The organism is Streptomyces sp. NPDC014889 (assembly GCF_043081205.1).
In the GTDB taxonomy this organism is placed as follows: Bacteria; Actinomycetota; Actinomycetes; order Streptomycetales; family Streptomycetaceae; genus Streptomyces.
Genome location: NZ_JBIBWH010000003.1, coordinates 411,276 through 434,265 on the forward strand (window position 1 = coordinate 411,276; position 22,990 = coordinate 434,265).

Consider the following 22,990-nt stretch of genomic DNA (forward strand, 5'->3'; position numbering starts at 1 on the left):
CCGCCGGTCTCCGCGCAGGCTCCGTGGGCCTACTTCGACAGTGACTGCGGTGGGATCGGTGAGGCCGCCAGGGACTGCGGGGAGGTGGCGCTGGCGAACGCGGAGGGGGCCGACATGGCCGCCGTCGGGTCGGCTGCCGCGGTCGCGTCCGCCGGGGCCGTCGCGTCGCCCACGATGCGGATGTCCGCCGCGTCGAAGGCGCGCTTGATGCGCCACCGCAGCTCCCGCTCGACGGTCACCGACTTGCCCGGCATGGTCTTGGCCGTGACGCGGACGACCATGGAGTCGATCAGCACGCTGTCCAGGCCGAGCACCTCGATCGGGCCCCACAGGAGCTCGTTCCAGGGCTCCTCCTTGCTCATCCGCTCGGCGACCTCGTCGAGGGTGGCCTTCACCTTGTCCAGGTCCTCGTCCGTCTTGACGGTGACGTCGACGCCGGCCGTGGCCCAGCCCTGGGAGAGGTTGCCGATCCGCTTGATCTCGCCGTTGCGGACGTACCAGATCTCGCCGTTCGCCCCGCGCAGCTTGGTCACCCGCAGTCCGACCTCGATCACCTCGCCCGCGGCGACGCCCGCGTCGATCGAGTCGCCGACGCCGTACTGGTCCTCCAGGATCATGAACACGCCGGAGAGGAAGTCGGTGACCAGGTTGCGGGCGCCGAAACCGATCGCCACACCGGCCACACCCGCCGAGGCCAGCAGGGGGGCCAGGTTGATCTCGAAGGTGGCCAGCACCATCAGGGCCGCGGTGCCCAGGATCAGGAAGCTCGTCACCGAGCGCAGCACCGAGCCGATCGCCTGCGAGCGCTGCCGGCGGCGCTCGGCGTTGACCAGCAGCCCGCCCAGCGCCGTGCCGTCCACCGCCTGCGCGGTACGGGCCATGCGGTCGATGATCTTGGTGATCGTCCGCCGGACCACCGCTCTCAGCACGGCCGCGATCACCAGGATCAGCAGGATCTTCAAGCCGATGGCGAGCCATGTGGACCAGTTCTGCTCGACCCAGCCGGCCGCGTTCGTCGCGGTCTCGTGGGCGTCCTGGAACGTGGGGACCGTCAGGGCCGGCGACTCGGAGGGCGACGGCGACGGACCGGCGGCCGGCAGGACGACGGGCAAGGACACGGCAGGTACCTCCAGGTGCATCCGCCCTCCGGCACGGGGTCAATATCGACTGGGTCACGAACGGATCACCGGACGGGCAGAACCACCACACTAACGGGGCAGGGTGTGTGGATTCCCGGGAAGTCCCAGGAAGGGCGCATGGGGAGACGGTGACCACCGGCCTCTGAACAGGCTGTGTGAAGGGGCCGTGGTCCGGGGGATGAATGAGGTGTGGTCGAAAACACTCCCAGCCCGTTACCGGGACATGGTGGCGCGTTCACCAGGCATGAGGGGAAACTGACTGCAGACAGCCCCGGCGCGAGCCACGCGCCGCCGGCGTACAAGGAGGCATCCGTGCCGCATGTCCTGGTCCTCAACGCGTCGTACGAGCCGCTCGGCGTCGTACCGCTCCGCCGCGCGCTCATCCTCGTCCTGGAGAACAAGGCAGTCTGCCTCGAGGAGTCCGGCGCCTATCTGCACAGCGCAACCGTCACCGTCCCCGCACCCAGCGTGGTCCGGCTCAAGCGTTTCGTACGGGTTCCCTACCGGGGGCCCGTTCCTCTCACCCGAAGGGCGCTGTTCGCGCGCGACGGGGGCCGGTGCATGTACTGCGGTGGCATCGCCACCAGCGTCGACCACGTCATCCCGCGCTCGCGCGGGGGCAAGCACGTCTGGGACAACGTGGTGGCCTCCTGCCGCCGCTGCAACCACGTCAAGGCCGACCGCCACCTGGTCGAGCTCGGCTGGCGCCTGCGCCACAAGCCGGCCCCGCCCACCGGACTGGCCTGGCGCATCATCGGCACCGGGCATAGGGACCCGCGCTGGCTGCCCTACCTGCAGCCGTACGGCGCGGACGACGCCCTGGCCCGGATCGACGGCATCTCCGCCTGACGATTCCGGGCCTTCGCATTGCCGACGGGTGCGACGCCCGGCCCGCGTCCTGTACGGGTACGCGGGCCGGGCGTCACACCCGGCCCCGGCCGAACCGGTTCGTCCGACAGGACCGGACGATCACGCGGTCCACCGCAGCTCCGCCGGGCGGACCGAGCGGTGGAGCAGTGGCAGGGACGCGGCCGTGGTCAGCAGGCAGGCGGCGTACACGCCGACGGGGACCAGAAGTGCTGTGTACGGCACGGCCCCGGTGGTGAGGACGCCGTACCAGACGCCGATCGCCAGGCCGCCGACGCCTGCCACGAGGACGGCCGGGGCCAGGGGCAGTGCGGTTTCCAGCAGGACGGCCCGGGCGAGCACCCGCAGGGGTACTCCGGCGGCCACCTGGGCGGCCAGGCCCCGGCGCCGGGTGGCGACGGACTCGGCGGTGCCGACGGCCAGCGCGACAAGGACGATCGCGAGGGCGAGGACGATGGCCGCGGCCGTGAGGTCCAGCCCGGTCGTGTAGAAGGACATGTCCGTCCCGAGCGTCTGCCTCCGCCGCATCTCCTCCAGCTCGGCCAGCAGCGCCTGCCGCACCCCCGTGTACCCGGTCCCGACCACCGTCACCAGCAGCACCGCCGCATGGGTGCGGGCCGCCGCCCACGGGTCGTCCCGCAGCCGTTCCGCCGCGATCAGCACCGCGGGGGAGCCGGTACGGGGCGCGAGCAGCCGGCCGGTCAGCCGGGACAGGGCGCCCGCGAGCCACACCGCTCCCGCGCCGACGGCGAGCACCGCCGCCATGACGACGACCGGACCCCGCGCCAGGCTCGAATCCCGGGAGTCGGCGGACGTACCGGCCACCGCCCCCAGCGCCACCACGCCCACGACCAGCAGTCCGCCCACGAACAGCAGCGCCGGACCACGACCCGACCGCTCGTGGCTCCGCCGCACCCACCCCAGCGGCGAGGCCACCACGCGGCGCAGCGCCAGCACCCCGGCCGCCACGCCCAGCACCGGCGCCACGACCGCGACCAGCGCCATCCCGGCCCAGGCCGGCGCGGTGGGCTGCTCCCACACCGCCACCAGCACCGCCGCCGCCCCGGCCGTGGCAAGCGCGGAGCCCAGCAGGCAGGCGAGCCCGGTCTCCAGCGCCGCGATCCGCCGCACCCGGCCCGGCTCCGCGCCCGCCAGCCGCAGCACCGCCGTCCGCCGGTCGCGGTGCACCGCGCCGATCCGGGCGCACTGCCCGAGGAACCCGAGCACCGGCACCAGCAGGAGCAGCAGTGTGACGATCACGCCGGAGCGCTCGCCGGGCTCGTCGAGCAGGCCGTTGCCGACGGAGAAGCTGTACTGCCCGCGCACGGTGGCCAGGACGGCGGCCGCCAGTCCCAGCCCCGTCGCGCACATCGCCCCCACCGCCGTGAGGGCGATCCGCCACCACTCCCGCCGGTCCGAACCGCGCACGAGCAGCCAGGCCAGCCGCAGATCGGTCCTCACGCGAGCACCTCCGACGCGACCGTCACGCCGTCCTGCAACCGCACCTCACGGTCGGCGTACGCCGCCGTCTGGGCGTCGTGCGTGATCAGCAGGACCGCCGTGCCCGCCTCGCGGGCGGCTCCCGCCAGGGCCGTCATCACCTGTTCGCTCGCCAGCGAGTCCAGTGCCCCCGTCGGCTCGTCCGCGAACACCACCCTGGGACGGGTTACCAACGCCCGTGCCAGTGCCACGCGTTGTGCCTGGCCCCCGCTCAACTCCCCGGGCCGTGCGTTCTCCTGCCCCCGCACGCCGAACCGCTCCAGCCACGCCCCCGCCTGCTCCCGGGCCGACCTCCGCGCGGTCCCGGCCAGCATCATCGGCAGCGCGACGTTGTCCACGACGGTCAGTTCGGGGATGAGCTGCCCGAACTGGAACACCACTCCGAAGTCGGTGCGGCGCAGTTCGCTCAGGCGCTGCTCCGGCAGCCTGTCGACGCGTTCCTCGCGGTACGTCACCGAGCCCTCGTCCGGCCGGACGATGCCCGCCAGGCAGTGCAGCAGCGTGGACTTCCCGCTGCCGCTGGCGCCGGTCACGGCGACGATCTCGCCCTCGCGCAGTTCCAGGCTCGCCCCGCGCAGCGCCGGGGTCCTGCCATGGGACTTGACGAGGTCTCGGGCCTCCAGAAGGGGCACCGGAGGGTTGCTCATGCTCGGTCGACCTCCACGGTCAGAGTGGTGAGCCGGGCCTGCGTGGTGGTCATCCAGCGCAGGTCGGCGTCGAGGTGGTTGAGGGCGTAGTCCGCCGAGAGCACGGTCGCCAGATCGGCGCCCGGAGCGGTCTTGACCGCCGTCAGCTCCCGCATCCGCTCCATGTGCGCGGCGCGTTGCGCGAGCAGGTGGGCGGCGGGGTCGCCGCCGGTGAGGATCGCCGTGACGACCTTCGCGAAGATCTCGTTCGCCACGAAGGGCGCGGGAGGTGTGACCTGCCCGGCCCAGTCGGCGACTTCGCGGGAGCCCTCGGCCGTGAGGCGGTACAGCGTGCGCTCCGGTCCTCCGTCGGAGTCGGTGCCCTCCACCTGGGCCAGTCCGTCGCGGACCAGCCGTTGCAGGGTCGTGTAGACCTGCCCGTAGGCCAGCGGGCGGGCCTGCGGGAAGTGTTCGTCGTGGCGTCGCTTCAGGTCGTAGCCATGGCTCGGCCCTCCGGCGAGCAGGCCCAGCAGGATGTGGCGGGTGCTCATGAGCTCAGTATGCACTGAGTACATGTACTAAGTGAATAGTGACCGCCGGGAAAGCCGGGTGAACCGAGGATCGCGGTCCGGAAGAAACCGAGGATCGCGGTCCGGGGGAACGGAGGGTCCCGTTCCCCCGGCGGGCTCAGTCCGCGACCGCGTACGCCTCCACCGACCACAGCGAATAGCCGTACTGGGTGGCCCGCTTGTCGCCCTGTACGCGGATGTAGCGGACGTCCCGCGCGTCCATGCGCAGGGTCTCGCGGCCGCCGTCGCTGTCGCGGACGGTGGCGGCGGTGCGCCAGCGGCGGCCGTCGGCGGAGACCTGGATGCGGTAGGCGGAGGGGTGGGCGTCCTGCCAGTGGAGGGCGACCTTGCCCAGGCGCACCGCCTGCGGGAGCCGCACCTGCCACCAGGCGCCGTCGTCGACGGGGGAGGACCAGCGGGTGTCCGGGTTGCCGTCGATCGCGGCGGAGGCCGGGAAGTCGGCGGTCTCGTCGGCGGAGGAGCTCGCCGTGCCGGTGCGCGCCAGGTCCGGGCCCGCGGTGCGCGGGAAGGTGCGGACCGTGAGGGTGCGGGTCACCCCGGCGAAGGTGACGCGGACGTCGTACGAGCGGGCGGGCGAGGCCGGCGGCACGATCACCTGGACGGGGACGTTCACCGTGGTGCCGCGGGGCACGGTGACCGGCTTGGTGGGGACGCGGACCTCGATGCCCTCGGGGGCCTCGACGGTGACCTTCCCCCGCACGTCGGCCGGACGGCCGGAGGACAGCCGGGCGGTCAGCCGCTCCGTGCCGCCGATCTCCGCGTCGGCCCCGGCCCGCGGCAGCTCCAGGTCCGCCACCGGGGTGTCGGCGAACCAGGGGACCAGGTGGCGCACCCGCAAGGGGTAGGCGCCGGTCACGCGGACGGCGTCGACGCGGGTGCCGGCCGGCGGGGGAGTGGGCTGCACGAGGGCCGGCGGGCGCGTCCAGAGGTCGGGAGCCGGGGAGACCGGCGGCCAGAGGGCCGGCGGGCGCGTCACCGCGCTGTCCGCGGACGGGGACTGCGCGGTGTCGATCTCCGTGGCCCCCTGCTCCGCCAGCGTTCCCGCCCGGCGCCAGCCCTGTCCGGGGACGTGGACCTCGACGGCACCGGTCGTTCCGGGGTCGCTGAGGACCGTCACGGCGGTGAGGGCGCGAGCGCTCGGGAAACGGACCGTGCGGCCGTCCGGCGCCCCACCCGGGTCCGCGGCCGGCTCGTGGGTCAGGCCGGCCCAGGTCTCGTACTCCTGCCGCGCCCGGTCCAGGAAGGGGTCCAGAACCCCCTTGCCGACCGTCACGTCGGCGCTCCTGACGCCGGCCAGCAGCCGGTCCAGCGTCCGGTACGCGGTCCAGGCACCCGCCGCGTCGCCGGCGCGCTGGGCGCCGAGCATGTCGAGCGCCGCCTCGCCCGCCTTGCCGTAGCGCGCCAACTGCGCGGACCACGGCGCGACCTCGGCTGCCAGAGTGCCGTCGCCCGACAGGTTCTGCGGCAACTCGCGCAGCACCGTGAAGGCGGCGCGCAGCCGCTGCTCGGCCCGCTCGTTCGCGGCCCGGTCCGTCGTCGTACGGGCCTGCCAGACGGCCGCGATCAGCGGGCGCAGATACGCCGACTCGGTGCCGCCGAGCACCGAGGACGCGTCGTTGCCGGCCAGCGCCGACAGCGCCTCGTGGCGCCGTTCGTCGCCTCCCGCGAGGTCGGCGACCGCCGCCTTCCAGGACTCCTCGGGGCGGTAGTCGCGGGGGTTCCAGGCGTAGTCGGCGGCCGTGAACAGCGGGATGCGGGAGGCCTCCGCCTGCTCCATCGCGTTGGCCAGCAGGGCGGACGAGCCGCTGGCGACGGCCGGGTCGCGCCCGGTGTACGGGCCGAGGAAGATGCGGTCCTCGGCGTAGTCGTTGACCGGGTAGTTGTCCATGGTGACCAGCGGATGTGCGAACGCCGCGCGGGCTTCGGCCAGTTCGCCACCCGTGATGGTCCTGGGCACCACGCCCACCCCGGTCCAGGCGACCTGGACCGACGCGTCCAGGGCGGACGCCAGCGCCCGTCGGTAGGGCGTCGAGCCGTCCTCGTAGAACTCCGTCGGCATCAACGACAGCGGCGCCGCGCCCGGGTGCCGTTCCGCGAGGTGGCGGGCGACCTCGTTCGCCACCCGCGCCTGCGCCCGTGCCGCCGCGTCCGGACCGGAGCCGAAACGGTCCGGGTCCGCGCCGCAGTGCCACTCGCTGTAGCTGACGTTCTGGAACTGGAGCTGGAACGCCCGGAAGCCGAGCGCCCACATCGCCTCCACCTTGCGGGTCAGTGCCCGTACGTCGTCGTCCGAGGCGAAGCACAGCGACTGGCCGGGCGCCACCGCCCAGCCGAGCGTGACGTGGTTGGCGCGCGCCCGGTCGGCCAGCTCGCGGAAGGCGGCCCGCTGCACGGCCGGGTACGGCTCGCGCCAGCGCTCCTGGCGGTAGAGGTCGTCGCCCGGGGCGTACAGGTACCGGTTCTGCTTCGTGCGGCCCATGAAGTCGAGCTGGTCGAGCCGCTGCTGCTGGGTCCACGCGGTGCCGTAGAAGCCCTCGGTGGTGCCGCGCACGGCGGTGCCCGGCCAGTCCCGGATGCTCACGCCGGGGACGGTCCCGTCGGGGCGCAGCAGTTGCCGCAGTGTCTGCACGGCGTGGAAGAGGCCGTCCTCGCCGGCGCCGGTGAGTGTCACGGCGTCCTTGCCGGTCTCGAGGAGGTAGCCGCCGGAGGGCAGCGCGTGCCGCGGGTCGCTGTGCGCCCGCTCGGTGTACGCGCGCACCGCCAGGGCGCCCGCCGGAACCGGGTCCGTCCCCCTGAGGTCCGTGACTGTCCGGGCCCCGGCCTCGTACAGCAGCGAGCGCAGCGCGCTCAGGGCGTACGGGTCCGCGTCCGCGTCGGCGACCAGGGCGACGACCCGGTCGGCGGCCTTCACCGAGCCGCCGGTCGCCCGCAGGGACTGCGGGCGCGGCCACACCGCGAGGTCGGCGGAGGCTGTGGCGGGGTGCTCCGGGTTCGCGGCCGGGAGGCCGGTGCCGGGGTCGGGGGCGGACGGCGCCGCGACGGCCGCGGGCGCGGCTCCCAGTGTTCCGGCCAGGACGGCGAACGCGAGTGCGGCCGCGCTCTTCCCGTGCCCCATACCGCGCCGAAGCCGCACGGCCCCTCCTCGTCGATCGGCCTTCGCCGGGCGGAGCCGAAGGCGGTGTCGAAGAGTCTTGACCACACCATCCCCGGGGGAAGGTGTCAACGAGAGTGGCCGTTGTGCCGTGATTGCCCCAACCTGGTGGAGGGGAATGTGACCAGTGGCACGTAGGGCGTACTCCTACGTCTGCCCTGGCGCGCACTGGGTAGGGCTGCGGTAATCCCCTTGACGCCGTACTCGACGAGGAGGCCCCCGTGGCCGCACCGGCACACCTTCTGCTCTCGGCCCTGTCCAAACACGTGGCGGAGCCGCCCGCCGACCACCTGCTGCCCGACGACGAACCGGCGTCCCCCGTCGTCCTGCCGCCCGAGCCCCGGCTGCCCGCCGACCCCGGCCTGTGCGTGTTCAGCGCGGAGGGCACCCGTGCCGACGTGCCGCTGACCAGCGAGCCGCCGCTGCCCGACGCCGAGCCGCTGACCAGCGAGCCGCCGCTCGCCGAGACCGCACCCCTGACCAGCGAGTCGGTCGCCGAGTCGGCCGAACAGGACCCCTGTCGCGCGGAGTTGTAGATGACGGAACCGCGGCCGGCCGAACCTCCCGGATCTGCCGGGCCTCTCGGTGACGAGTTGGCCCGGCTCGCCGTGCTGCACGGCGTCGCCACCTCCTACAGCCCCTCCCCGGGCCGTACGGTCACCGCCTCCGCCGGAGCGGTCGTCGCGGCCCTGGCCGCCCTCGACGTCGACGCGAGCACCCCGGCGGCCGCCCGCGCCGCGCTCACCGCCCGCGAACGGGAACGGGACGAACGGCTGCTGCCGCCGACGGTGGTGTGCTGGCTGGGCCCTGCGGCGGACGCTCCCACGGGCGCCGGCCCCGCGGTGGAGGCGGACCACGGGCTATCGCCGGCCGCTCTCGCCGGGCTGCCCCCCGGTACCCGGCTGGACGTCGGGACCGAGCAGGGGGAGAACCGCTCATGGGTGCACGGCGCGGACCGGACCGACCGCACGGACCGGACGGACGCCGCGGCCCCCCTTCCGCCGGGCGTCCACCGGCTGACCGCCACCGCCCCCGACGGCCGCACCGGGCAGGCGCACCTCATCGCCGCCCCGCCCCGGCTGCCCACCCCGGCGGCACGCTCGTACGGGCTGCTCGTCCAGCTCTACTCCGTCCTCTCCCACCGCTCCTGGGGCATGGGCGACCTCGGTGACCTCACGGAGCTGAGCGGCTGGGCCGGGCGGGCGCTGGGAGCCGGGTTCGTGCAGGTCAACCCGCTGCACGCGGCCGTGCCCGGACCGCCCGCCGACCCGTCCCCCTACCGCCCCTCCTCGCGCCGCTTCCCCGATCCGGTGCACCTGCGCGTCGAGGACGTCCCGGAGTTCGCGTACGCCGGGGACCGCGAGCGGCTGCGGTCCGTGCTGGAGCGGGCCGGACGGCTGCGTGCCTCTGTTCTGGACGAGGGCGCGCTGATCGACCGGGACGCGGTGTGGGAGCTCAAGCGGGAGGCGCTGGAACTGGTGCGGCGGGTGCCGCTCGGGCCCGGCCGCCGCGCCGCCTACGCCGACTTCCTCGCCGAACAGGGGCAGGCCCTGGAGGACCACGCCACCTGGTACGCCCTCGCCGAGGTGCACGGCTCGGACTGGAGCCGGTGGCCCGAGGGGCTGCGGGACCCGCGCTCGACGGAGACCGCCCGCGCCCGCGCCGCGCTGAGGGACCGCGTCGACTTCCACTCCTGGCTCGCCTGGCTCACCGACGCCCAGCTCACCGGCGCCCAGCGCACCGCCCGCGAGGCGGGCATGGGGACCGGGATCGTGCACGACCTCGCCGTGGGCGTGCACCCCGGCGGGGCCGACGCCTGGGCGCAGCGGGACCACTTCGCGGCCGGCATGTCGGTCGGCGCACCGCCGGACGCCTTCAACGCGCGCGGCCAGGACTGGGGCCTGCCACCCTGGCGCCCCGACCGCCTAGCCGCCTCCGGCTACGCGCCCTTCCGCCAACTGCTGCGCGCCCTGTTCCGCTACGCGGGCGCCCTGCGCATCGACCACGTCATGGGCCTGTTCCGGCTGTGGTGGATCCCGCAGGGCCTGCCGCCCACCGAGGGCACCTACGTCCGCTACGACGCCGAGGCCATGCTCGCCGTGCTGGTCCTGGAGGCCTCGCGGGCGGGGGCCGTGGTGATCGGCGAGGACCTCGGGACGGTGGAGCCGGGGGTGCGCGAGACCCTGGACCGGCGCGGGGTGCTCGGCACCTCGGTGCTGTGGTTCGAACGGGACTGGGAGGGATCCGGCCGCCCGTTGCCCCCCGAACGCTGGCGCGCGGACTGCCTGGCCACGGCCACCACCCACGACCTGCCGTCCACCGCGGCCCGTCTCACCGGCGAACACGTCGCACTGCGCCACCGCCTCGGCCTGCTCACCCGCCCCCTGGAGGAGGAGCGCGCGGAGGCCGCGGCGGACACGAACGAGTGGCTGGCCCTGCTGGCGGAACTGGGCCTGTGGCGGGCCACGGACGGCGGTGGCGGCGCCGTCCCCGAGGAGGAGGCCGGTATCCAGGCCGTCCACCGCTTCCTGCTGCGCACCCCGGCCCGCATGATCGGCCTGTGGCTGCCGGACACGGTCGGCGACCGGCGTCCGCAGAACCTGCCGGGCACCTGGGACCAGTACCCGAACTGGCGCCTGCCCGTCGCCGACGCCGAGGGCCGCCCGGTCACCCTGGAGGACCTCGCCGCGTCGCCACGGCTCCACGCCCTGACGGACGTGCTGCGGACGGACGCACGGGCCACGCCGGACGACACGGACTGACCGGCGGGAAGCGCCGGGGCCCGTCCGGGTGCGACCCGTGCGGGTTTCCGCGTGGCTGTCCGGTGCGAATACGGCACCCCGGGCGCGCGACCCGTTCCGGCGTTCGCTACGTTTGCACCGTGGACAAGAAGAACGCCCTGCGCGCCGGCGCTCTGGCCGCCGGTACGACGCTGATGATGCTGCTCATGTCGTCTCCCGCGCTCGCGCTGACGCGCGACGACGGCGACGACCCCGGCAAGGGCCTGAGCGTCATCCAGACGCTGGGTCTGTTCGTCGGTCTCCCGCTCCTGCTGTTCCTGGTCATCACCGGCCTGGTCATGGTCCTGGACAAGTCCAAGGACCGCCGGCCGCGCGCGAGCCAGGACGTGGACGTCAAGGCCTGACCCGGCCCTCTCCCGCCGCGGTCCGTCCGCAACCCGCTTTCTCCGAGGGCGCCGACCTCGCCGTACGTACGTGCACAACCGCCGTACGTGGGCGAGGTGGGCGCCCCGGGTGCGTTGCGGGACCGCCCGGCGAAGCTCCTACGCCGGCGCCCCCGGTGACTGAGCCGTCCCGGCCAGCAGCTCCCTGAGCAGGCCGGCCAGTTCGCCCGCCCGTTCGGCGTCCAGGGCGGCCAGCGCCTGCGTCTGCGCGGCCAGCCCCGCGGCCACCGCCTCGTCGATGAGCCGCAGCCCCTTGCCGGTCAGCGTGACCTTCAGGCCCCGGCGGTCGTGCGGATCCGGCGAGCGGCGCAGCAGCCCCGCCGCCTCCAGCTTGTCCAGCCGCCCGGTCATCCCGCCGGTGGTGAGCATGAGCGTCGCCGAGAGCTGCCGCGGCGAGAGGGTGTAGGGCTCGCCGGCCCGGCGCAGCGTGGCCAGCACGTCGAACTCGCCCCGCGAGATCCCGAACGGCGCGTACGCCTTCTCCATCCGGTCTCCCATCGCCCGCGAGAGCCGGAAGATCCGCCCGAAGACCTCCATCCCCGCGGTGTCGAGATCGGGCCGCACGGCCGCCCACTGGTCGATGATCGCGTCGACGGCGTCCCTGCGCTGCTGGGGGCGTTCATTCATGGCCCGAGTATCCGCCGCCCCAGGGTCGACCGCAAGAAAGTAGCTTGACGGTAAGTAGCTTGCAGCTAAGCTAATTGCATGGCTGACTCCCGGCGCCCCGCCGCGATCTGGTCCCTGGTCGCCCTCACCGCCCTCGCCCCGGTCTCCTGGGGCACCACCTACGCCGTCACCACCGAGTTCCTGCCGCCCGGGCGGCCGCTCTTCACGGCGCTGGCCCGGGCGCTACCCGCCGGGCTCCTGCTGCTGGCCCTGGCCCGTGTGCTGCCGAAGGGCGCCTGGTGGTGGAAGGCGGCGGTCCTCGGCGCGCTGAACATCGGCGCCTTCTTCCCGCTGCTGTTCCTGTCCGCGTACCGGCTGCCCGGCGGGATGGCGGCGGTCGTCGGCTCGGTCGGACCGCTGTTCGTGGTGGGGCTCTCCGCGCCGCTGCTGGGGCAGCGGCCGACGGCGCGGGCCCTGCTTACCGGGGTCGCGGCGGCGTTCGGGGTCAGCCTCGTCGTGCTGAGGGCGGCCGGTGCGCTGGACGGCGTGGGTGTCGCCGCCGCCCTCGCCTCCACCGCCTCGATGTCCACCGGCACCGTGCTGGCCAAGAGGTGGGGCCGCCCGGCCGGTGTCGGTCCGCTCGCGCTCACCGGCTGGCAGCTCACCGCGGGCGGCCTGCTGATCGCACCCCTCGCCCTGCTGGCCGAGGGGCCGCCGCCCGCGCTGGACGCCCGCGCCCTCGGCGGCTACGCCTACCTCTCCCTGGCCAACACGGCGCTCGCCTACTGGCTCTGGTTCCGCGGCATCGGCCGGCTCTCCGCCACCCGGGTCACCTTCCTCGGCCCGCTGTCACCGCTCACCGCCGCCGTGATCGGCTGGGCCGCCCTCGGCCAGGCGCTCACCCCGCTCCAACTGGCGGGCATGACGCTGGCCTTCGGGGCGACGGTGGCGGGCCAGCTCGGCGCCGCCCACCCACCACGACGGTTCAGCCCACCGGAAGGAACTGCTCGAAAAGATCCGACGGACCTGACGGGTCCGGCCCTGCGACGGTAGAGCGGTGGGCTGCGTCGACCGTGTCGACGAGCCGGCCGTCCAGCAGTCCGGAGCCGTAGTGCTCGGCCACCGCCGCGGCCGTGGACTCCACGCCGACCGCGAGGAGGACCTTGTCGGCCATGCCCGGGGCCCGGGTGCGGCTCGCCGATCTGGCGGCGGAGGCGTGGATCTTCGGCGGCAGCGGTCCTTGGTCGGACATCACGCGTGCCTGCCTGCGAGGCGGCCGGGTTCAGCCCGTACCAGGGGCACTCGGCGGCCGACCGCCATGCGCAGCACGAGTGCCACGCCCATGCCCGCCTCCCGCATCGCCAGGATCGCCGTCCAGCCGCCTGGGCAGGGAGGGCCTGGTGATGCGCACCCCGGGCGCCGACCGGCCGTACCGGCGCGTCGTGGCGGCCGTGCGCAAGGGAGCGCGGGACGCTCCCGCGCCGGCCTTGGTGCCGGCGGCGCTGCGGTGCGCGGCCGCCGGGCTTGCCCGCTCCGAGTGACCGGACGGCAGGCGGAGACGGTAAGGGAAAGGGGCGCCCGGTCGAGCACCGGGCGCCCCTTGTCGGCGTACGGGCGGTGTTACGACTGGGCCGCCGTGTCCGCCGCCTGGGCCTTCAGGGCGCGCTCGACGCCCGCCCGCGACTCCGAGACCAGCCGGCGCAGCGCCGCGTTCGGCTCGGCCGAGGCCAGCCACTCGTCGGTCTTGCGCAGGGTGTCCTCGGACACCTGCACCGACGGGTAGAGGCCGACCGCGATCTGCTGGGCCATCTCGTGGGAGCGGGCGTCCCAGACGTCCTTGACCACCTCGAAGTACCGGTCGGCGTACGACGCGAGCAGCTCGCGCTGGTCGGTCTGGACGAAGCCCGCGATGACCGCCTCCTGGACGGCGTTCGGGAGCTTGTCGGACTCGACGACCGACGCCCAGGCCTCGGCCTTGGCCTCCTCGGTCGGGCGGGCGGCGCGGGCGGCGGCCGCGTGCCGCTCACCGGCCGCCGTCCTGTCGCGCTCGTACTCGCCCGCGATCTCCGCCTCGTCGAACCGGCCGACGGCCGCGAGCCGCTCCACGAATGCCCAGCGCAGCTCCGTGTCCACGACCAGGCCCTCGATGGTCTGCGAGCCGTCCAGCAGGGACTCGAGCAGGTCGAGCTGCTCCGGCGTACGCGCGGTCGCCGCGAAGGCGCGCGCCCACGCGAGCTGGTGGTCGCTGCCCGCGTCCGCCGCCCGCAGATGGGCCAGCGTGGCGTCCGTCCAGCGGGTGAGCAGGGCCTCGCGGGCGGCCGGGTCGGCGTACAGGTCCACGGCCAGCTTCACCTGGCGGTGCAGCGACTGCACGACACCGATGTCGGACTCCTTGCCGATCCCGGACAGCACCAGGGACAGGTAGTCGCGGGTCGCCAGCTCGCCGTCCCTGGTCATGTCCCAGGCCGACGCCCAGCACAGGGCGCGCGGCAGCGAGGACGCGAAGTCGCCCAGGTGCTCGGTGACGACGGCCAGCGACCCCTCGTCCAGGCGGACCTTGGCGTACGACAGGTCGTCGTCGTTGAGCAGGATCACCGCCGGGCGGCGCCGGCCGGCCAGCTCCGGCACGGCGGTCAGCTCGCCGTCCACGTCCAGCTCGATCCGGCCGTCCGCGGCGCGCACCAGCTTGCCGGTCGCCTCGTCGAGGTCGTACAGGCCGATCGCGATCCGGTGCGGGCGCAGGGTCGGCTCGCCCTTCGCGCCGGCCGGCAGGGCGGGGGCCTCCTGGCGGACGGAGAACGAGGTGATGACCCCCGCCTCGTCCGTCTCGACCTCGGGGCGCAGGATGTTGATGCCGGCCGTCTCCAGCCACTTCTTCGACCAGGTCTTCAGATCGCGCCCGGAGGTCTCCTCCAGCGCGCCCAGCAGGTCGGACAGGCGCGTGTTGCCGTAGGCGTGCTGCTTGAAGTACGCCTGCACGCCCCGGAAGAACTCGTCCATGCCGACGTAGGCGACGAGCTGCTTCAGGACGCTCGCGCCCTTGGCGTAGGTGATGCCGTCGAAGTTGACGAGGACGTCGTCCAGGTCGCGGATCTCGGCCATGATCGGGTGGGTGGACGGCAGCTGGTCCTGCCGGTACGCCCACGTCTTCATGGAGTTGGCGAACGTGGTCCACGAGTGCGGCCAGCGGGAGCCGGGGGCGTACGCCTGGCAGGCGATGGAGGTGTAGGTGGCGAACGACTCGTTCAGCCACAGGTCGTTCCACCACTCCATGGTGACCAGGTCGCCGAACCACATGTGGGCCAGCTCGTGCAGGATCGTCTCGGCGCGCAACTCGTACGCCGCGTCGGTCACCTTGGACCGGAAGACGTACTGGTCGCGGATGGTGACCGCGCCCGCGTTCTCCATCGCGCCCGCGTTGAACTCCGGCACGAAGAGCTGGTCGTACTTCTCGAACGGGTAGGCGTAGTCGAACTTCTCCTGGAACCAGTCGAAGCCCTGCCGGGTGACCTCGAAGATCGCGTCCGCGTCGAGGAACTCGGCGAGGGAGGGCCGGCAGTAGATGCCGAGCGGGACCGACTGCCCGTCCTTCTCGTACACGCTGTGCACGCTGTGGTACGGGCCGGCGATCAGCGCCGTGATGTACGTCGAGATGCGCGGCGTCGGCTCGAACACCCAGACGTCGTCCCGCGGCTCGGGCGTCGGCGAGTTGGACACCACCGTCCAGCCCTCGGGCGCCTTCACGGTGAACTGGAAGGTGGCCTTCAGGTCCGGCTGCTCGAAGGAGGCGAAGACCCGGCGGGCGTCCGGGACCTCGAACTGGGTGTAGAGGTAGGCCTGGTCGTCGACCGGGTCGACGAAGCGGTGCAGGCCCTCACCGGTGTTCGTGTACGCGCAGTCGGCGACGACCCGCAGGATGTTGCGGCCCGCGAGCAGGCCCGGCAGGGCGATCCGGGAGTCCTCGAAGACCTCGGCGGGGTCCAGGGAGTCGCCGTTGAGGGTCACCTCGTGGACGGCCGGGGCCACCAGGTCGATGAAGGAGGCGGCGCCTTCCTCGGCGACGTCGAAGCGCACCGTGGTCACGGACCTGTAGGTACCTCCCCCACTCTCAGCTCCGTTCGAGCGGGCGGGACCCCCACCCTGCGCGCCGGAGAGGTCGAGATCGATCTCGTACGAGTCAACGGTGAGCAGCTTCGCCCGCTGCTGCGCCTCTTCGCGAGTCAGGTTTGTGCCAGGCACGCGGTCATCTCCTCGTGATGTGTGGATTGCGCCATCTTTCCACGTGACCCGTGCCGAACGCGACGACCGGAACCCGCCGGTGACCGGGGCAGTGGAGCGCGAGCCTGGGGGCATGACGACAGTGAGCGAAACGACGGGATACAGCGCGCGTGCCATCGCCCCGGCCGTGCTGGCGCGGCTGTGGGAGCGGGACGACGCCGGACGCCCGGCGGCCCCGTACACCGACGAGGAGGGCGGCGCTCCCCTGCGCTGCTGCCTGCGCAGGAGCGAGCCGGGGGAGCGGATCGCGCTGGTCTCCTACGCCCCGCTGCGGCGCTGGGCGGCGGAGACGGGCGCCACCCCGGGCGCGTACGACGAGCAGGGGCCGGTCTTCATCCACGCGCGGGAGTGCGCGGGGCCGGCCGGCGAGGGCCGTCCGTTCAGCAACGCCCACCGTGTGTTCCGGCGCTACGGGGCAGACGGGCACATCCTGGGCGGGCGGCTGGTCGGGGAGGGCGCCGAGCGGTTCGACGAGGCCCTCGCGGAAGCGTTCGACGACCCGGCCGTGGCGCTCGTCCACGTCCGGGCCGTCGAGTACGGCTGCTTCCTCTACGAGGTGCGCAGGGGCCAGTGACCCGTCACCGGTCCTTGAGCTCCGCCGCCACCAGCTCCGCGATCTGCACCGCGTTCAGGGCCGCGCCCTTGCGCAGGTTGTCGTTGGAGACGAACAGGGCCAGGCCGTTGTCCACGGTCTCGTCGCGGCGGATGCGGCCGACGTACGACGGGTCCTGCCCGGCCGCCTGGAGCGGCGTCGGGATGTCGGAGAGGGCCACACCGGGGGCGCCGCCCAGCAGCTCGGTCGCGCGCTCCACGCTGAGCGGGCGGGCGAAACGGGCGTTGACCTGGAGGGAGTGGCCGGAGAAGACGGGCACGCGGACGCAGGTGCCGGACACCTTCAGCTCCGGGATCTCCAGGATCTTGCGGGACTCGTTGCGGAGCTTCTGCTCCTCGTCGGTCTCGTTCAGGCCGTCGTCGACGAGGTTGCCCGCGAAGGGGAGCACGTTGAAGGCGATCGGGCGCTTGTAGACGGACGGCTCGGGGAAGTCCACGGCCGCGCCGTCGTGGGTCAGCCGGTCGGCCTCCGCGACGACCTTCATGGTCTGGCCGTGCAGCTCGGCGACGCCCGCGAGGCCCGATCCGGACACCGCCTGGTAGGTGGCGACGACCAGCGCCGTGAGGTCCGCCTCCGCGTGCAGCGGCTTGAGGACCGGCATCGCGGCCATCGTCGTGCAGTTCGGGTTGGCGATGATGCCCTTGGGGCGGTCGGTGATCGCGTGCGGGTTCACCTCGGACACCACCAGCGGCACATCCGGGTCCCTGCGCCACGCCGAGGAGTTGTCGATCACCACGGCGCCCTGCGCGGCGACCTTCTCGGCCAGCGCCCTGGAGGTGGCGCCGCCCGCCGAGAACAGCACGATGTCCAGGCCGGTGTAGTCCGCGGTGGCCGCGTCCTCCACCGTGACCCCGTCGAGGACCGTGCCCGCCGAGCGGGCCGAGGCGAACAGACGCAGCTCGGTGACCGGGAAGTCGCGCTCCGTGAGGATTCCGCGCATGACCGTGCCGACCTGACCGGTGGCTCCGACGATTCCGATCCTCACGGTGACTCCTTCTGCTCACTTCACTCTGCGTACGCGGTACGCGCGGGACGGTTCCATCATGCGTCTGTCCTGGGTCCGTCTGTCCAATCATTGCCCACGGAGTGGGACGGCCCGGTGGACGAGCCGTACCGGAAACGCAAGGGGCGGGCTCCGCGTGGAGCCCGCCCCGTCGTCACGTACCGGAGGTGGAGACCGCCGTTACTGGACGACCTTGCCGATCTTCACGCTGCCGAGGCCCGCGGCGGTGCCACGGGTGTTCAGCACCTGCACCTCGCCGAAGAACTCGCGGCCCGCGGGGGCGGGCTGGTTCGCGACGACGTCGGCGGAGATCTGCGCCGTGCCGTTCGGGGCGAGCGTGTAGACCTTCGCCTCGTCGACGTTGACCGAGCCGAGCGCCGCCGAGTAGTACACGTCCCGGTAGTCGTAGGCCGTGGTGCCGGCGGGCACCGAGTAGGCGTCGATCAGGATGGTGTACGTGCCCGCGGCGGGCTTGGCGATGGAGACGGACTCCTCCGAGCCGCCCGCGGCCGAGTAGGCGACGCGCGTGCCGGCGGCGTTGTACACGTACAGGTCCAGGTCGGCCCCGGCGTCCGAGACGTTGCCGATGGCGACGTCCAGGCGCTCGGCACCGGCCGGCACGACGACCGTCCTGGTCTGCGAGTCACCGTCGGCGATGGTGGGACGGTCCGTCTTCGACGAGCCCAGCGAGCCGCCCTTCAGCTTGGCGTCCAGCCCGGCGAACTTGTTCGTCAGCGTCCAGGACACGGGGGCCGGCGTACCGGCCTTCGCCTCGTCGACCGTCTGCACCGCGGGGCTGAAGTCCAGCCCGTACACCGCCGCGTTCAGCGTGTACGGGTTGTCCAGCAGCGGCGAGGTACGACGCGCCTCGACCTCGATCTCCCAGACTCCCGGCATCGGCTTGGCGTACGAACGCACGTCCGGACGGCAGGTGTTGGCCGGGTTGTTGTAGTTCGGGTAGCAGTACGGGGTCGAGGTGTTGTCCACCGGGGTGCCGTACGGGTGGATCGCGATGAAACGGGTCTGGCTGTCGGCCTTGAGACCGCTCATCGAGACCTCGAGGGTCTTCGCGCCCTCCGGGACGGTCACGAAGTACGACGTGGTGCTGTTGCGCTGCGCCACACCCGACACCGAGTAGGTGTAGGACGGCTTGGCGATCTCCGTGGAGACCACGACGGTCAGCATGATCTGTTTGTCCACGCCCTCGGTGCGACGGTCGTCGACCTCGAGGATCGCGCTGTGCACACCGGCGGAGGCGGGGCGTGCCTCGATCTTGACCGTCACCGGCTTGTTCAGCGGCAGCGAGACCTCGTCGTCGCCGAGGATCTTGAAGGTGCCGTCGTCGTTCTTCAGGCTCAGCTTGTGCTTGACCGAACCGGCCGCGCCCGTCGTCCGGGTGACCTGGACGTCGTAGGTCTTCTTCTGGCCCTTCTTCAGACCGCCCTCGCGGTCGTACAGACCGGTGCCGAAGTCCGGCGCCCGGAGCGCCCAGGACAGCGAGGTGCTGACCGGGGCCTTGACCGTGTACTCGTGCGCCGAGGCGCCCTTCTCGATCGACTTCCAGGCCTTGACGATGTCCATCAGGCCGGCGCCCTCGCTGTGCGGCTGCTCGCCCTTGATGTGCTGGGCGGTCGAGGTCAGCGCGGTGCGGAGCTTCGCCGGGGGCAGGTCGATGTGCTTCTGCTTGGCCGCCGACAGCAGCAGCGCGGACGCGCCGGCCGCCTGCGGGGAGGCCATCGAGGTGCCCTGGAGCATCGAGTAACCGGCCGGCAGCGAGTAGCCGGCCTCGGCGACCGGGCCGCCGGGCAGCCAGGTCTGGGTGGTGTTGATGGCCGCGCCGGGCGCCGAGATGATCGGCGTGAAGCCGCCGTCCTCACGCGGACCGCGCGAGGAGAACGGCATCATGGCGTACGACTTGTCCACCACGGAGCCGTAGTTGGCCGCCCAGGTCTCCTTGGAGATGGTCGCGCCGACCGAGATGACCTTGTCGGCGAGGCTGGGGTCGCCGATGGTGTTCAGGCCCGGGCCGCTGTTGCCCGCCGAGATGACGAGCTGCACGCCGTAGGTGTCGATGAGCCGCGTGTAGAGCTGCGCGCGGGCGTTGTTGCCGTCGTTGAGCGCCGGCAGGCCGCCGATGGACATGTTGACGATGTCCACGCCGCGGTTGACGACGAGGTCGATCATGCCCTCGGTGAGCGCGACGTTGGTGCAGCCGCCGTTCCAGTTGCAGGCCCGGGAGGAGACGATCTTCGCGCCCGGGGCGGCGCCGTTCATCTTGCCGCCGAACAGGCTGTTGGCGGCGGTGATGCCGGCGACGTGCGTGCCGTGCTCGGACTCGATCACGCCGATGTTGACGAAGTCGGCCTTCTTGCCGATCCAGGACCCGCCGTAGGGGTCCATCGCCACGTCCTTGCGGATCTCCACGACGAACGGGATGCGCATGTCGGCGCCGGTCGCGGGGTCCTTCTTGTCCTGGCCGAACCAGCCGACCTGGTAGCCGTCCTTGTACGGCTTCATCGGGACGTCGTCCGTGAAGTCGTTGTTGTTGTTCAGGTCGACGCGGACGGTGCCGTTCGCCGGGTCGTACAGGACGCCCCAGACGCTGGTGGTCCTGCCGTCGCGGTCCAGGTCGCCGTCGGCGTCGCCGCCCTTGGTGGCGGACTCGCTGAAGGTGTTGAACAGGAAGCTGCCCGCCGGCGTCTTCCAGGTCTTGCCGCCCGAGGTGAACTGGGGGCCCGTGACACTGGCGGTCATCGGGCGCCAGGTGCCGTCGCTGTCGACGATCGGGTCGGTCGCGGTGACCCAGTCGACGATCTTGCGCTCGCCGGTGGTGGTCTTCTGGAGCGCGGGGTGGCCCAGGTCGACACCCGAGTCGAGGATGCCGATGGTCACGCCGCGGCCGTCCGCCTTCGGGTTCTTCTTCACGAAGTCGACGGCGCCCGTCTCGAAGGACGGGTTGTACGGGTTCTCGGCAGGGGTGTTCTTGTCAGGCGCCGGGTAAGTGCCCTTGCCCTTGCCCTTGTTCTTGTCCTTGCCCTCGGGGGAGTCCGCCTCGGGCCTCGGGTCGTCGAGCGGGATGTCCTGCTTGAGGTCGATGGCCTGCACGGAGGACAGCTTCGCGGCGGCGGCGATCGCCGAGTCCGCCTTGCCCGTCGGCACGGTGGCGCGGACGTAGCCGAGCTTGTCGTAGGTGCGGCCCACGGCGCCGCCGTCGACCGCGTCCAGCTGCTTGGCGACCTGCGCGGTCTGGCCGGGCGCGGTCGCGATCATCATGGTGACGTTCTTGGCGCCCTCGGCCTTGGCCTCGGCGAGCAGTTCGGCACCGGCCGAACCGAGTTTGTCGCCCGCCGGCTTGACGGCCGGGTCGGTGGACGCGGGGCCGTCCTGGGCGACGGCCATGGGTATCGGGCCGGCCACGGAGAGCGCGGCCACCACGCCGGCGGCCATGGCGATACGGGCCAGGCGTCTCGCGCCCGTGAGCGGTGCGCGCTGGGGGTCGGGGGTCATCGGCATCCCTTGCAGGTAAAGGAACCAAGCGAGGTGCGATCGGGGTCGATCGCGATCGTCCGGATTTCGGAATCGGATGATCGCTCAGCTTTACCTAAAGGAAAGATGTTTGACGAGAGTTGATCCTGACGGGATGGAGGCATGGCGTACTTCCGCCATGCGCCACGAGGGGCATAAGGGCCCAAACCGTGGCGCATCTCCTGGTGGCGCGTGAGCGTGACCGCCCGCTCCGGCACGGGCGTTGACCCGGCCTCGCGCCGGACCCGGACCTCGCCGATTCGCTCCGGAGAGCCCCCTTCCTGCCGTAACGTCCCCCCATGAACAAGGAGTTGAGGGTGGCGGCCTACGCCGTGTGTGTACGGGACGGACGGCTGCTGCTGGCCCGCTGGGTGGCGGCCGACGGCACCCGGCGGTGGACCCTGCCCGGCGGCGGCATGGAACACGGCGAGAATCCCTACGACACCGTCGTGCGCGAGGCCGAGGAGGAGACCGGCTACACCGTCGAACCGGTCGTGCTCCTGGGCCTGGACTCCGTCCGCCGCCACTACCCGCGCCCCCAGGGCGCCCAGGCCGACTTCCACGGCCTGCGCGTCCTTTACGAGGCCCGTGTCACCGGCGGCGAACTGCGCCACGAGACGGCCGGCTCCACCGACCGGGCGGCCTGGCACCCCCTGCCCGCGGTGCCCGCCCTCCCCCGGGTCGGCCTGGTCGACGTGGGCCTCCATCTGTGGCACACCCGCCCGCCGGCGGGAAACCCCGCCTGACGTGCGAGGAGGGGCCGCCGGATCGCGGGTCCGGCGGCCCCTCCTCTCCCCTCCTGGTGCGCCCCCGGTGGACGCCCGGTCGTCACCGGGGGAGTGCCACCACGTATGCGGCCGGGTCGCGGTCGGTGGCCGCCATCAGGGCGGTGCGGACGACCGTCGCCTGCTGGTCCAGGGACTCGCGCAGCTTCCTGGGGGTGAGATGGACGACCGTGATGCCCAGCCGTTCCAGGTGCTCGCGCTTGCGGGCCTGCTCGGAGCGCAGGGACGCGTCGTCCGTCCGGCCGCCGTGGCGGTGGGCGCGGGTGTCCAGTTCCACCGCGACCGCCTGCTCCGGCCAGTACGCGTCCACGCCGCCGAGCAGCGGCCCGCCCGGCAGGCGCAGCTCCACGTTCCAGACCGGGTCCGGCAGGCCGTGCTCGCGCACCATCCGGTACAGCCGGTCCTCGGCGAGGGCCCGCCCCTCGGCCAGCAGCAGGTCCACCGCGTCCACCACGTGCGGCCGGTCCAGCAGCCCGGCCCCGGCCAGCTCGCCGACCACGGCGGACGGCTCGCAGTACCCGGCGCGCACCGCCTCCGTCAGCAGCCGCCGCACCGTGCCCGCGTCCGACAGACCGGCCACCGCGTCCGCCAGGGCGCGCGGCACCGGGGCCACCGGCAGACCCGTGACCGACTCGGCGGCGGGCAGGCCGGCCGCCCGGACGATCCGCGCGCAGCCGGCCGAGCGCAGCCGCCTGCCGCGTTCCACCAGGACGTCGATCTTCTCCAGCGCCGGCAGACCGGGCGAGGCTGCGAAGCCGTGCAGGGTGAGCGCCGCAAGACCGGTGACCATCGCCTCCGCGTACACCGGACGGTGCGGGCCCTCGGCGGTCGGCTGCGCCGGCACCCCGGCGGCCGCGCGCGGGAGCGGTCCGCGTGCCGCGTACAGGAGCACCGCGTGCAGCCGTTCCTCACTGGTCGGTGGGCCGGGATGGAGCAGGAACACACCCGGCAGGAACTGTTGCCAGGGCCCGCCGGCGCGGCACCGCACGGCGGCCTCGGCCGCCGGCACTCCGTGCTCGTGGAGCTGAGCGGCGGTCAGGACCCGGCGGGGCGCGTCGGCGAGATGGTGCAGGGGGCGGGGGGAGAGCGGGGTTTCGTGGTTCATGTCGGGCACGTTTCCCGC

At 73.1% G+C, this 22,990-nt stretch carries 18 protein-coding genes and 2 pseudogenes; 9 read left to right on the top strand and 11 right to left on the bottom strand.

The features are described from left to right. Window positions 1-29: 29 nt before the first annotated feature. The gene (locus tag ACF09J_RS08105; protein WP_392304543.1) at window positions 30-1,139 is read right to left on the bottom strand and encodes a mechanosensitive ion channel family protein; all 1,110 of its coding nucleotides are present in this window, start codon (window positions 1,137-1,139) and stop codon (window positions 30-32) included. 312 nt (window positions 1,140-1,451) lie between these two features. On the opposite strand from ACF09J_RS08105, the gene ACF09J_RS08110 reads away from it, so the two are divergent. After that, window positions 1,452-1,988 (top strand): HNH endonuclease, encoded by a 537-nt coding sequence (locus ACF09J_RS08110; protein ID WP_100566803.1) that lies wholly within the window; start codon window positions 1,452-1,454, stop codon window positions 1,986-1,988. 120 nt (window positions 1,989-2,108) lie between these two features. Here the strand turns inward: ACF09J_RS08110 and ACF09J_RS08115 are convergent, their stop codons facing one another. The 4 genes from ACF09J_RS08115 to ACF09J_RS08130 form a co-directional block, all read right to left on the bottom strand. Next, window positions 2,109-3,467: an FtsX-like permease family protein gene (locus tag ACF09J_RS08115; protein WP_392304544.1), complete on the bottom strand. Its 1,359-nt coding sequence runs from the start codon at window positions 3,465-3,467 to the stop codon at window positions 2,109-2,111. Continuing rightward, window positions 3,464-4,153 (bottom strand): ABC transporter ATP-binding protein, encoded by a 690-nt coding sequence (locus ACF09J_RS08120; protein ID WP_392304545.1) that lies wholly within the window; start codon window positions 4,151-4,153, stop codon window positions 3,464-3,466. Before ACF09J_RS08120 ends, ACF09J_RS08115 begins: the two co-directional genes overlap by 4 nt. After that, a complete protein-coding gene (locus ACF09J_RS08125) occupies window positions 4,150-4,683 on the bottom strand; it encodes a PadR family transcriptional regulator (protein WP_392304546.1) in 534 nt (177 codons plus the stop codon). Before ACF09J_RS08125 ends, ACF09J_RS08120 begins: the two co-directional genes overlap by 4 nt. 136 nt (window positions 4,684-4,819) lie before the next feature. Then, the gene (locus ACF09J_RS08130) at window positions 4,820-7,837 is read right to left on the bottom strand and encodes a beta-N-acetylglucosaminidase domain-containing protein (RefSeq protein ID WP_392304678.1); all 3,018 of its coding nucleotides are present in this window, start codon (window positions 7,835-7,837) and stop codon (window positions 4,820-4,822) included. A 257-nt stretch (window positions 7,838-8,094) separates the two neighbouring features. Here ACF09J_RS08130 and ACF09J_RS08135 point away from each other — a divergent pair, with 257 nt between their 5' ends. The 3 genes from ACF09J_RS08135 (at window position 8,095) to ACF09J_RS08145 (ending at window position 11,018) form a co-directional block, all read left to right on the top strand. After that, the gene (locus tag ACF09J_RS08135; RefSeq protein WP_392304547.1) at window positions 8,095-8,409 is read left to right on the top strand and encodes a hypothetical protein; all 315 of its coding nucleotides are present in this window, start codon (window positions 8,095-8,097) and stop codon (window positions 8,407-8,409) included. Continuing rightward, entirely contained in the window at window positions 8,410-10,635 is a 2,226-nt protein-coding gene (gene malQ, locus ACF09J_RS08140) for a 4-alpha-glucanotransferase (RefSeq protein WP_392304548.1), read from the top strand. It abuts the gene before it with no gap. 119 nt (window positions 10,636-10,754) lie between these two features. Then, complete coding sequence (locus ACF09J_RS08145; RefSeq protein WP_392304549.1) at window positions 10,755-11,018, top strand: hypothetical protein; 264 nt, start codon at window positions 10,755-10,757, stop codon at window positions 11,016-11,018. A gap of 138 nt (window positions 11,019-11,156) precedes the next feature. On the opposite strand, the gene ACF09J_RS08150 is transcribed toward ACF09J_RS08145, so the two are convergent. Further along, the gene (locus ACF09J_RS08150; protein WP_392304550.1) at window positions 11,157-11,684 is read right to left on the bottom strand and encodes a MarR family winged helix-turn-helix transcriptional regulator; all 528 of its coding nucleotides are present in this window, start codon (window positions 11,682-11,684) and stop codon (window positions 11,157-11,159) included. 78 nt (window positions 11,685-11,762) lie between these two features. On the opposite strand from ACF09J_RS08150, the gene ACF09J_RS08155 reads away from it, so the two are divergent. Then, window positions 11,763-12,716: an EamA family transporter gene (locus tag ACF09J_RS08155; RefSeq protein WP_392304551.1), complete on the top strand. Its 954-nt coding sequence runs from the start codon at window positions 11,763-11,765 to the stop codon at window positions 12,714-12,716. Between the two features lie 10 nt (window positions 12,717-12,726). On the opposite strand, the pseudogene ACF09J_RS08160 reads toward ACF09J_RS08155, so the two are convergent. Beyond that, window positions 12,727-12,840 (bottom strand): annotated as a pseudogene (locus tag ACF09J_RS08160) (2-phospho-L-lactate transferase); the annotation flags it as partial. Window positions 12,841-12,850: 10 nt separating this feature from the next. Here ACF09J_RS08160 and ACF09J_RS08165 point away from each other — a divergent pair. Together ACF09J_RS08165 and ACF09J_RS08170 are read left to right on the top strand one after the other, a co-directional pair. Next, a pseudogene (locus ACF09J_RS08165) lies at window positions 12,851-12,981 on the top strand (LysR family transcriptional regulator); the annotation flags it as partial. An 82-nt stretch (window positions 12,982-13,063) separates the two neighbouring features. Continuing rightward, entirely contained in the window at window positions 13,064-13,204 is a 141-nt protein-coding gene (locus tag ACF09J_RS08170) for a hypothetical protein (protein ID WP_392304552.1), read from the top strand. Between the two features lie 79 nt (window positions 13,205-13,283). Here the strand turns inward: ACF09J_RS08170 and pepN are convergent, their stop codons facing one another. Then, window positions 13,284-15,902 (bottom strand): aminopeptidase N, encoded by a 2,619-nt coding sequence (gene pepN, locus ACF09J_RS08175; protein WP_392304553.1) that lies wholly within the window; start codon window positions 15,900-15,902, stop codon window positions 13,284-13,286. Window positions 15,903-16,014: 112 nt separating this feature from the next. On the opposite strand from pepN, the gene ACF09J_RS08180 reads away from it, so the two are divergent. Then, window positions 16,015-16,515 carry a DUF1203 domain-containing protein gene (locus ACF09J_RS08180; RefSeq protein ID WP_392304554.1) on the top strand — a complete coding sequence of 167 codons (501 nt, stop codon included), beginning with the start codon at window positions 16,015-16,017 and terminating at the stop codon, window positions 16,513-16,515. A gap of 4 nt (window positions 16,516-16,519) precedes the next feature. On the opposite strand, the gene ACF09J_RS08185 is transcribed toward ACF09J_RS08180, so the two are convergent. Beyond that, window positions 16,520-17,539, bottom strand: a complete 1,020-nt coding sequence (locus ACF09J_RS08185; protein WP_392304555.1) for an aspartate-semialdehyde dehydrogenase — start codon at window positions 17,537-17,539, stop codon at window positions 16,520-16,522. Window positions 17,540-17,737: 198 nt separating this feature from the next. Beyond that, a complete protein-coding gene (locus ACF09J_RS08190) occupies window positions 17,738-21,064 on the bottom strand; it encodes a S8 family serine peptidase (protein WP_392304556.1) in 3,327 nt (1,108 codons plus the stop codon). A gap of 317 nt (window positions 21,065-21,381) precedes the next feature. On the opposite strand from ACF09J_RS08190, the gene ACF09J_RS08195 reads away from it, so the two are divergent. Next, window positions 21,382-21,828 carry an NUDIX hydrolase gene (locus tag ACF09J_RS08195; RefSeq protein ID WP_392304557.1) on the top strand — a complete coding sequence of 149 codons (447 nt, stop codon included), beginning with the start codon at window positions 21,382-21,384 and terminating at the stop codon, window positions 21,826-21,828. An 82-nt stretch (window positions 21,829-21,910) separates the two neighbouring features. Here the strand turns inward: ACF09J_RS08195 and ACF09J_RS08200 are convergent, their stop codons facing one another. Then, on the bottom strand, window positions 21,911-22,972 hold the full coding sequence (locus tag ACF09J_RS08200; protein ID WP_392304558.1) for a hypothetical protein: 1,062 nt from the start codon (window positions 22,970-22,972) through the stop codon (window positions 21,911-21,913). Between the last annotated feature and the right edge of the window lie 18 nt (window positions 22,973-22,990).

Excerpts from the sequence above, each read along its gene's own strand:
- ACF09J_RS08105 (WP_392304543.1), bottom strand. The coding sequence starts at position 1,139 with ATGCACCTGGAGGTACCTGCCGTGTCCTTGCCCGTCGTCCTGCCGGCC.
- ACF09J_RS08120 (WP_392304545.1), bottom strand. The coding sequence starts at position 4,153 with ATGAGCAACCCTCCGGTGCCCCTTCTGGAGGCCCGAGACCTCGTCAAG.
- ACF09J_RS08125 (WP_392304546.1), bottom strand. The coding sequence starts at position 4,683 with ATGAGCACCCGCCACATCCTGCTGGGCCTGCTCGCCGGAGGGCCGAGC.
- ACF09J_RS08130 (WP_392304678.1), bottom strand. The coding sequence starts at position 7,837 with ATGGGGCACGGGAAGAGCGCGGCCGCACTCGCGTTCGCCGTCCTGGCC.
- malQ (WP_392304548.1), top strand. The coding sequence starts at position 8,410 with ATGACGGAACCGCGGCCGGCCGAACCTCCCGGATCTGCCGGGCCTCTC.
- ACF09J_RS08150 (WP_392304550.1), bottom strand. The coding sequence starts at position 11,684 with ATGAATGAACGCCCCCAGCAGCGCAGGGACGCCGTCGACGCGATCATC.
- ACF09J_RS08155 (WP_392304551.1), top strand. The coding sequence starts at position 11,763 with ATGGCTGACTCCCGGCGCCCCGCCGCGATCTGGTCCCTGGTCGCCCTC.
- ACF09J_RS08180 (WP_392304554.1), top strand. The coding sequence starts at position 16,015 with ATGACGACAGTGAGCGAAACGACGGGATACAGCGCGCGTGCCATCGCC.
- ACF09J_RS08190 (WP_392304556.1), bottom strand. The coding sequence starts at position 21,064 with ATGACCCCCGACCCCCAGCGCGCACCGCTCACGGGCGCGAGACGCCTG.
- ACF09J_RS08195 (WP_392304557.1), top strand. The coding sequence starts at position 21,382 with ATGAACAAGGAGTTGAGGGTGGCGGCCTACGCCGTGTGTGTACGGGAC.
- ACF09J_RS08200 (WP_392304558.1), bottom strand. The coding sequence starts at position 22,972 with ATGAACCACGAAACCCCGCTCTCCCCCCGCCCCCTGCACCATCTCGCC.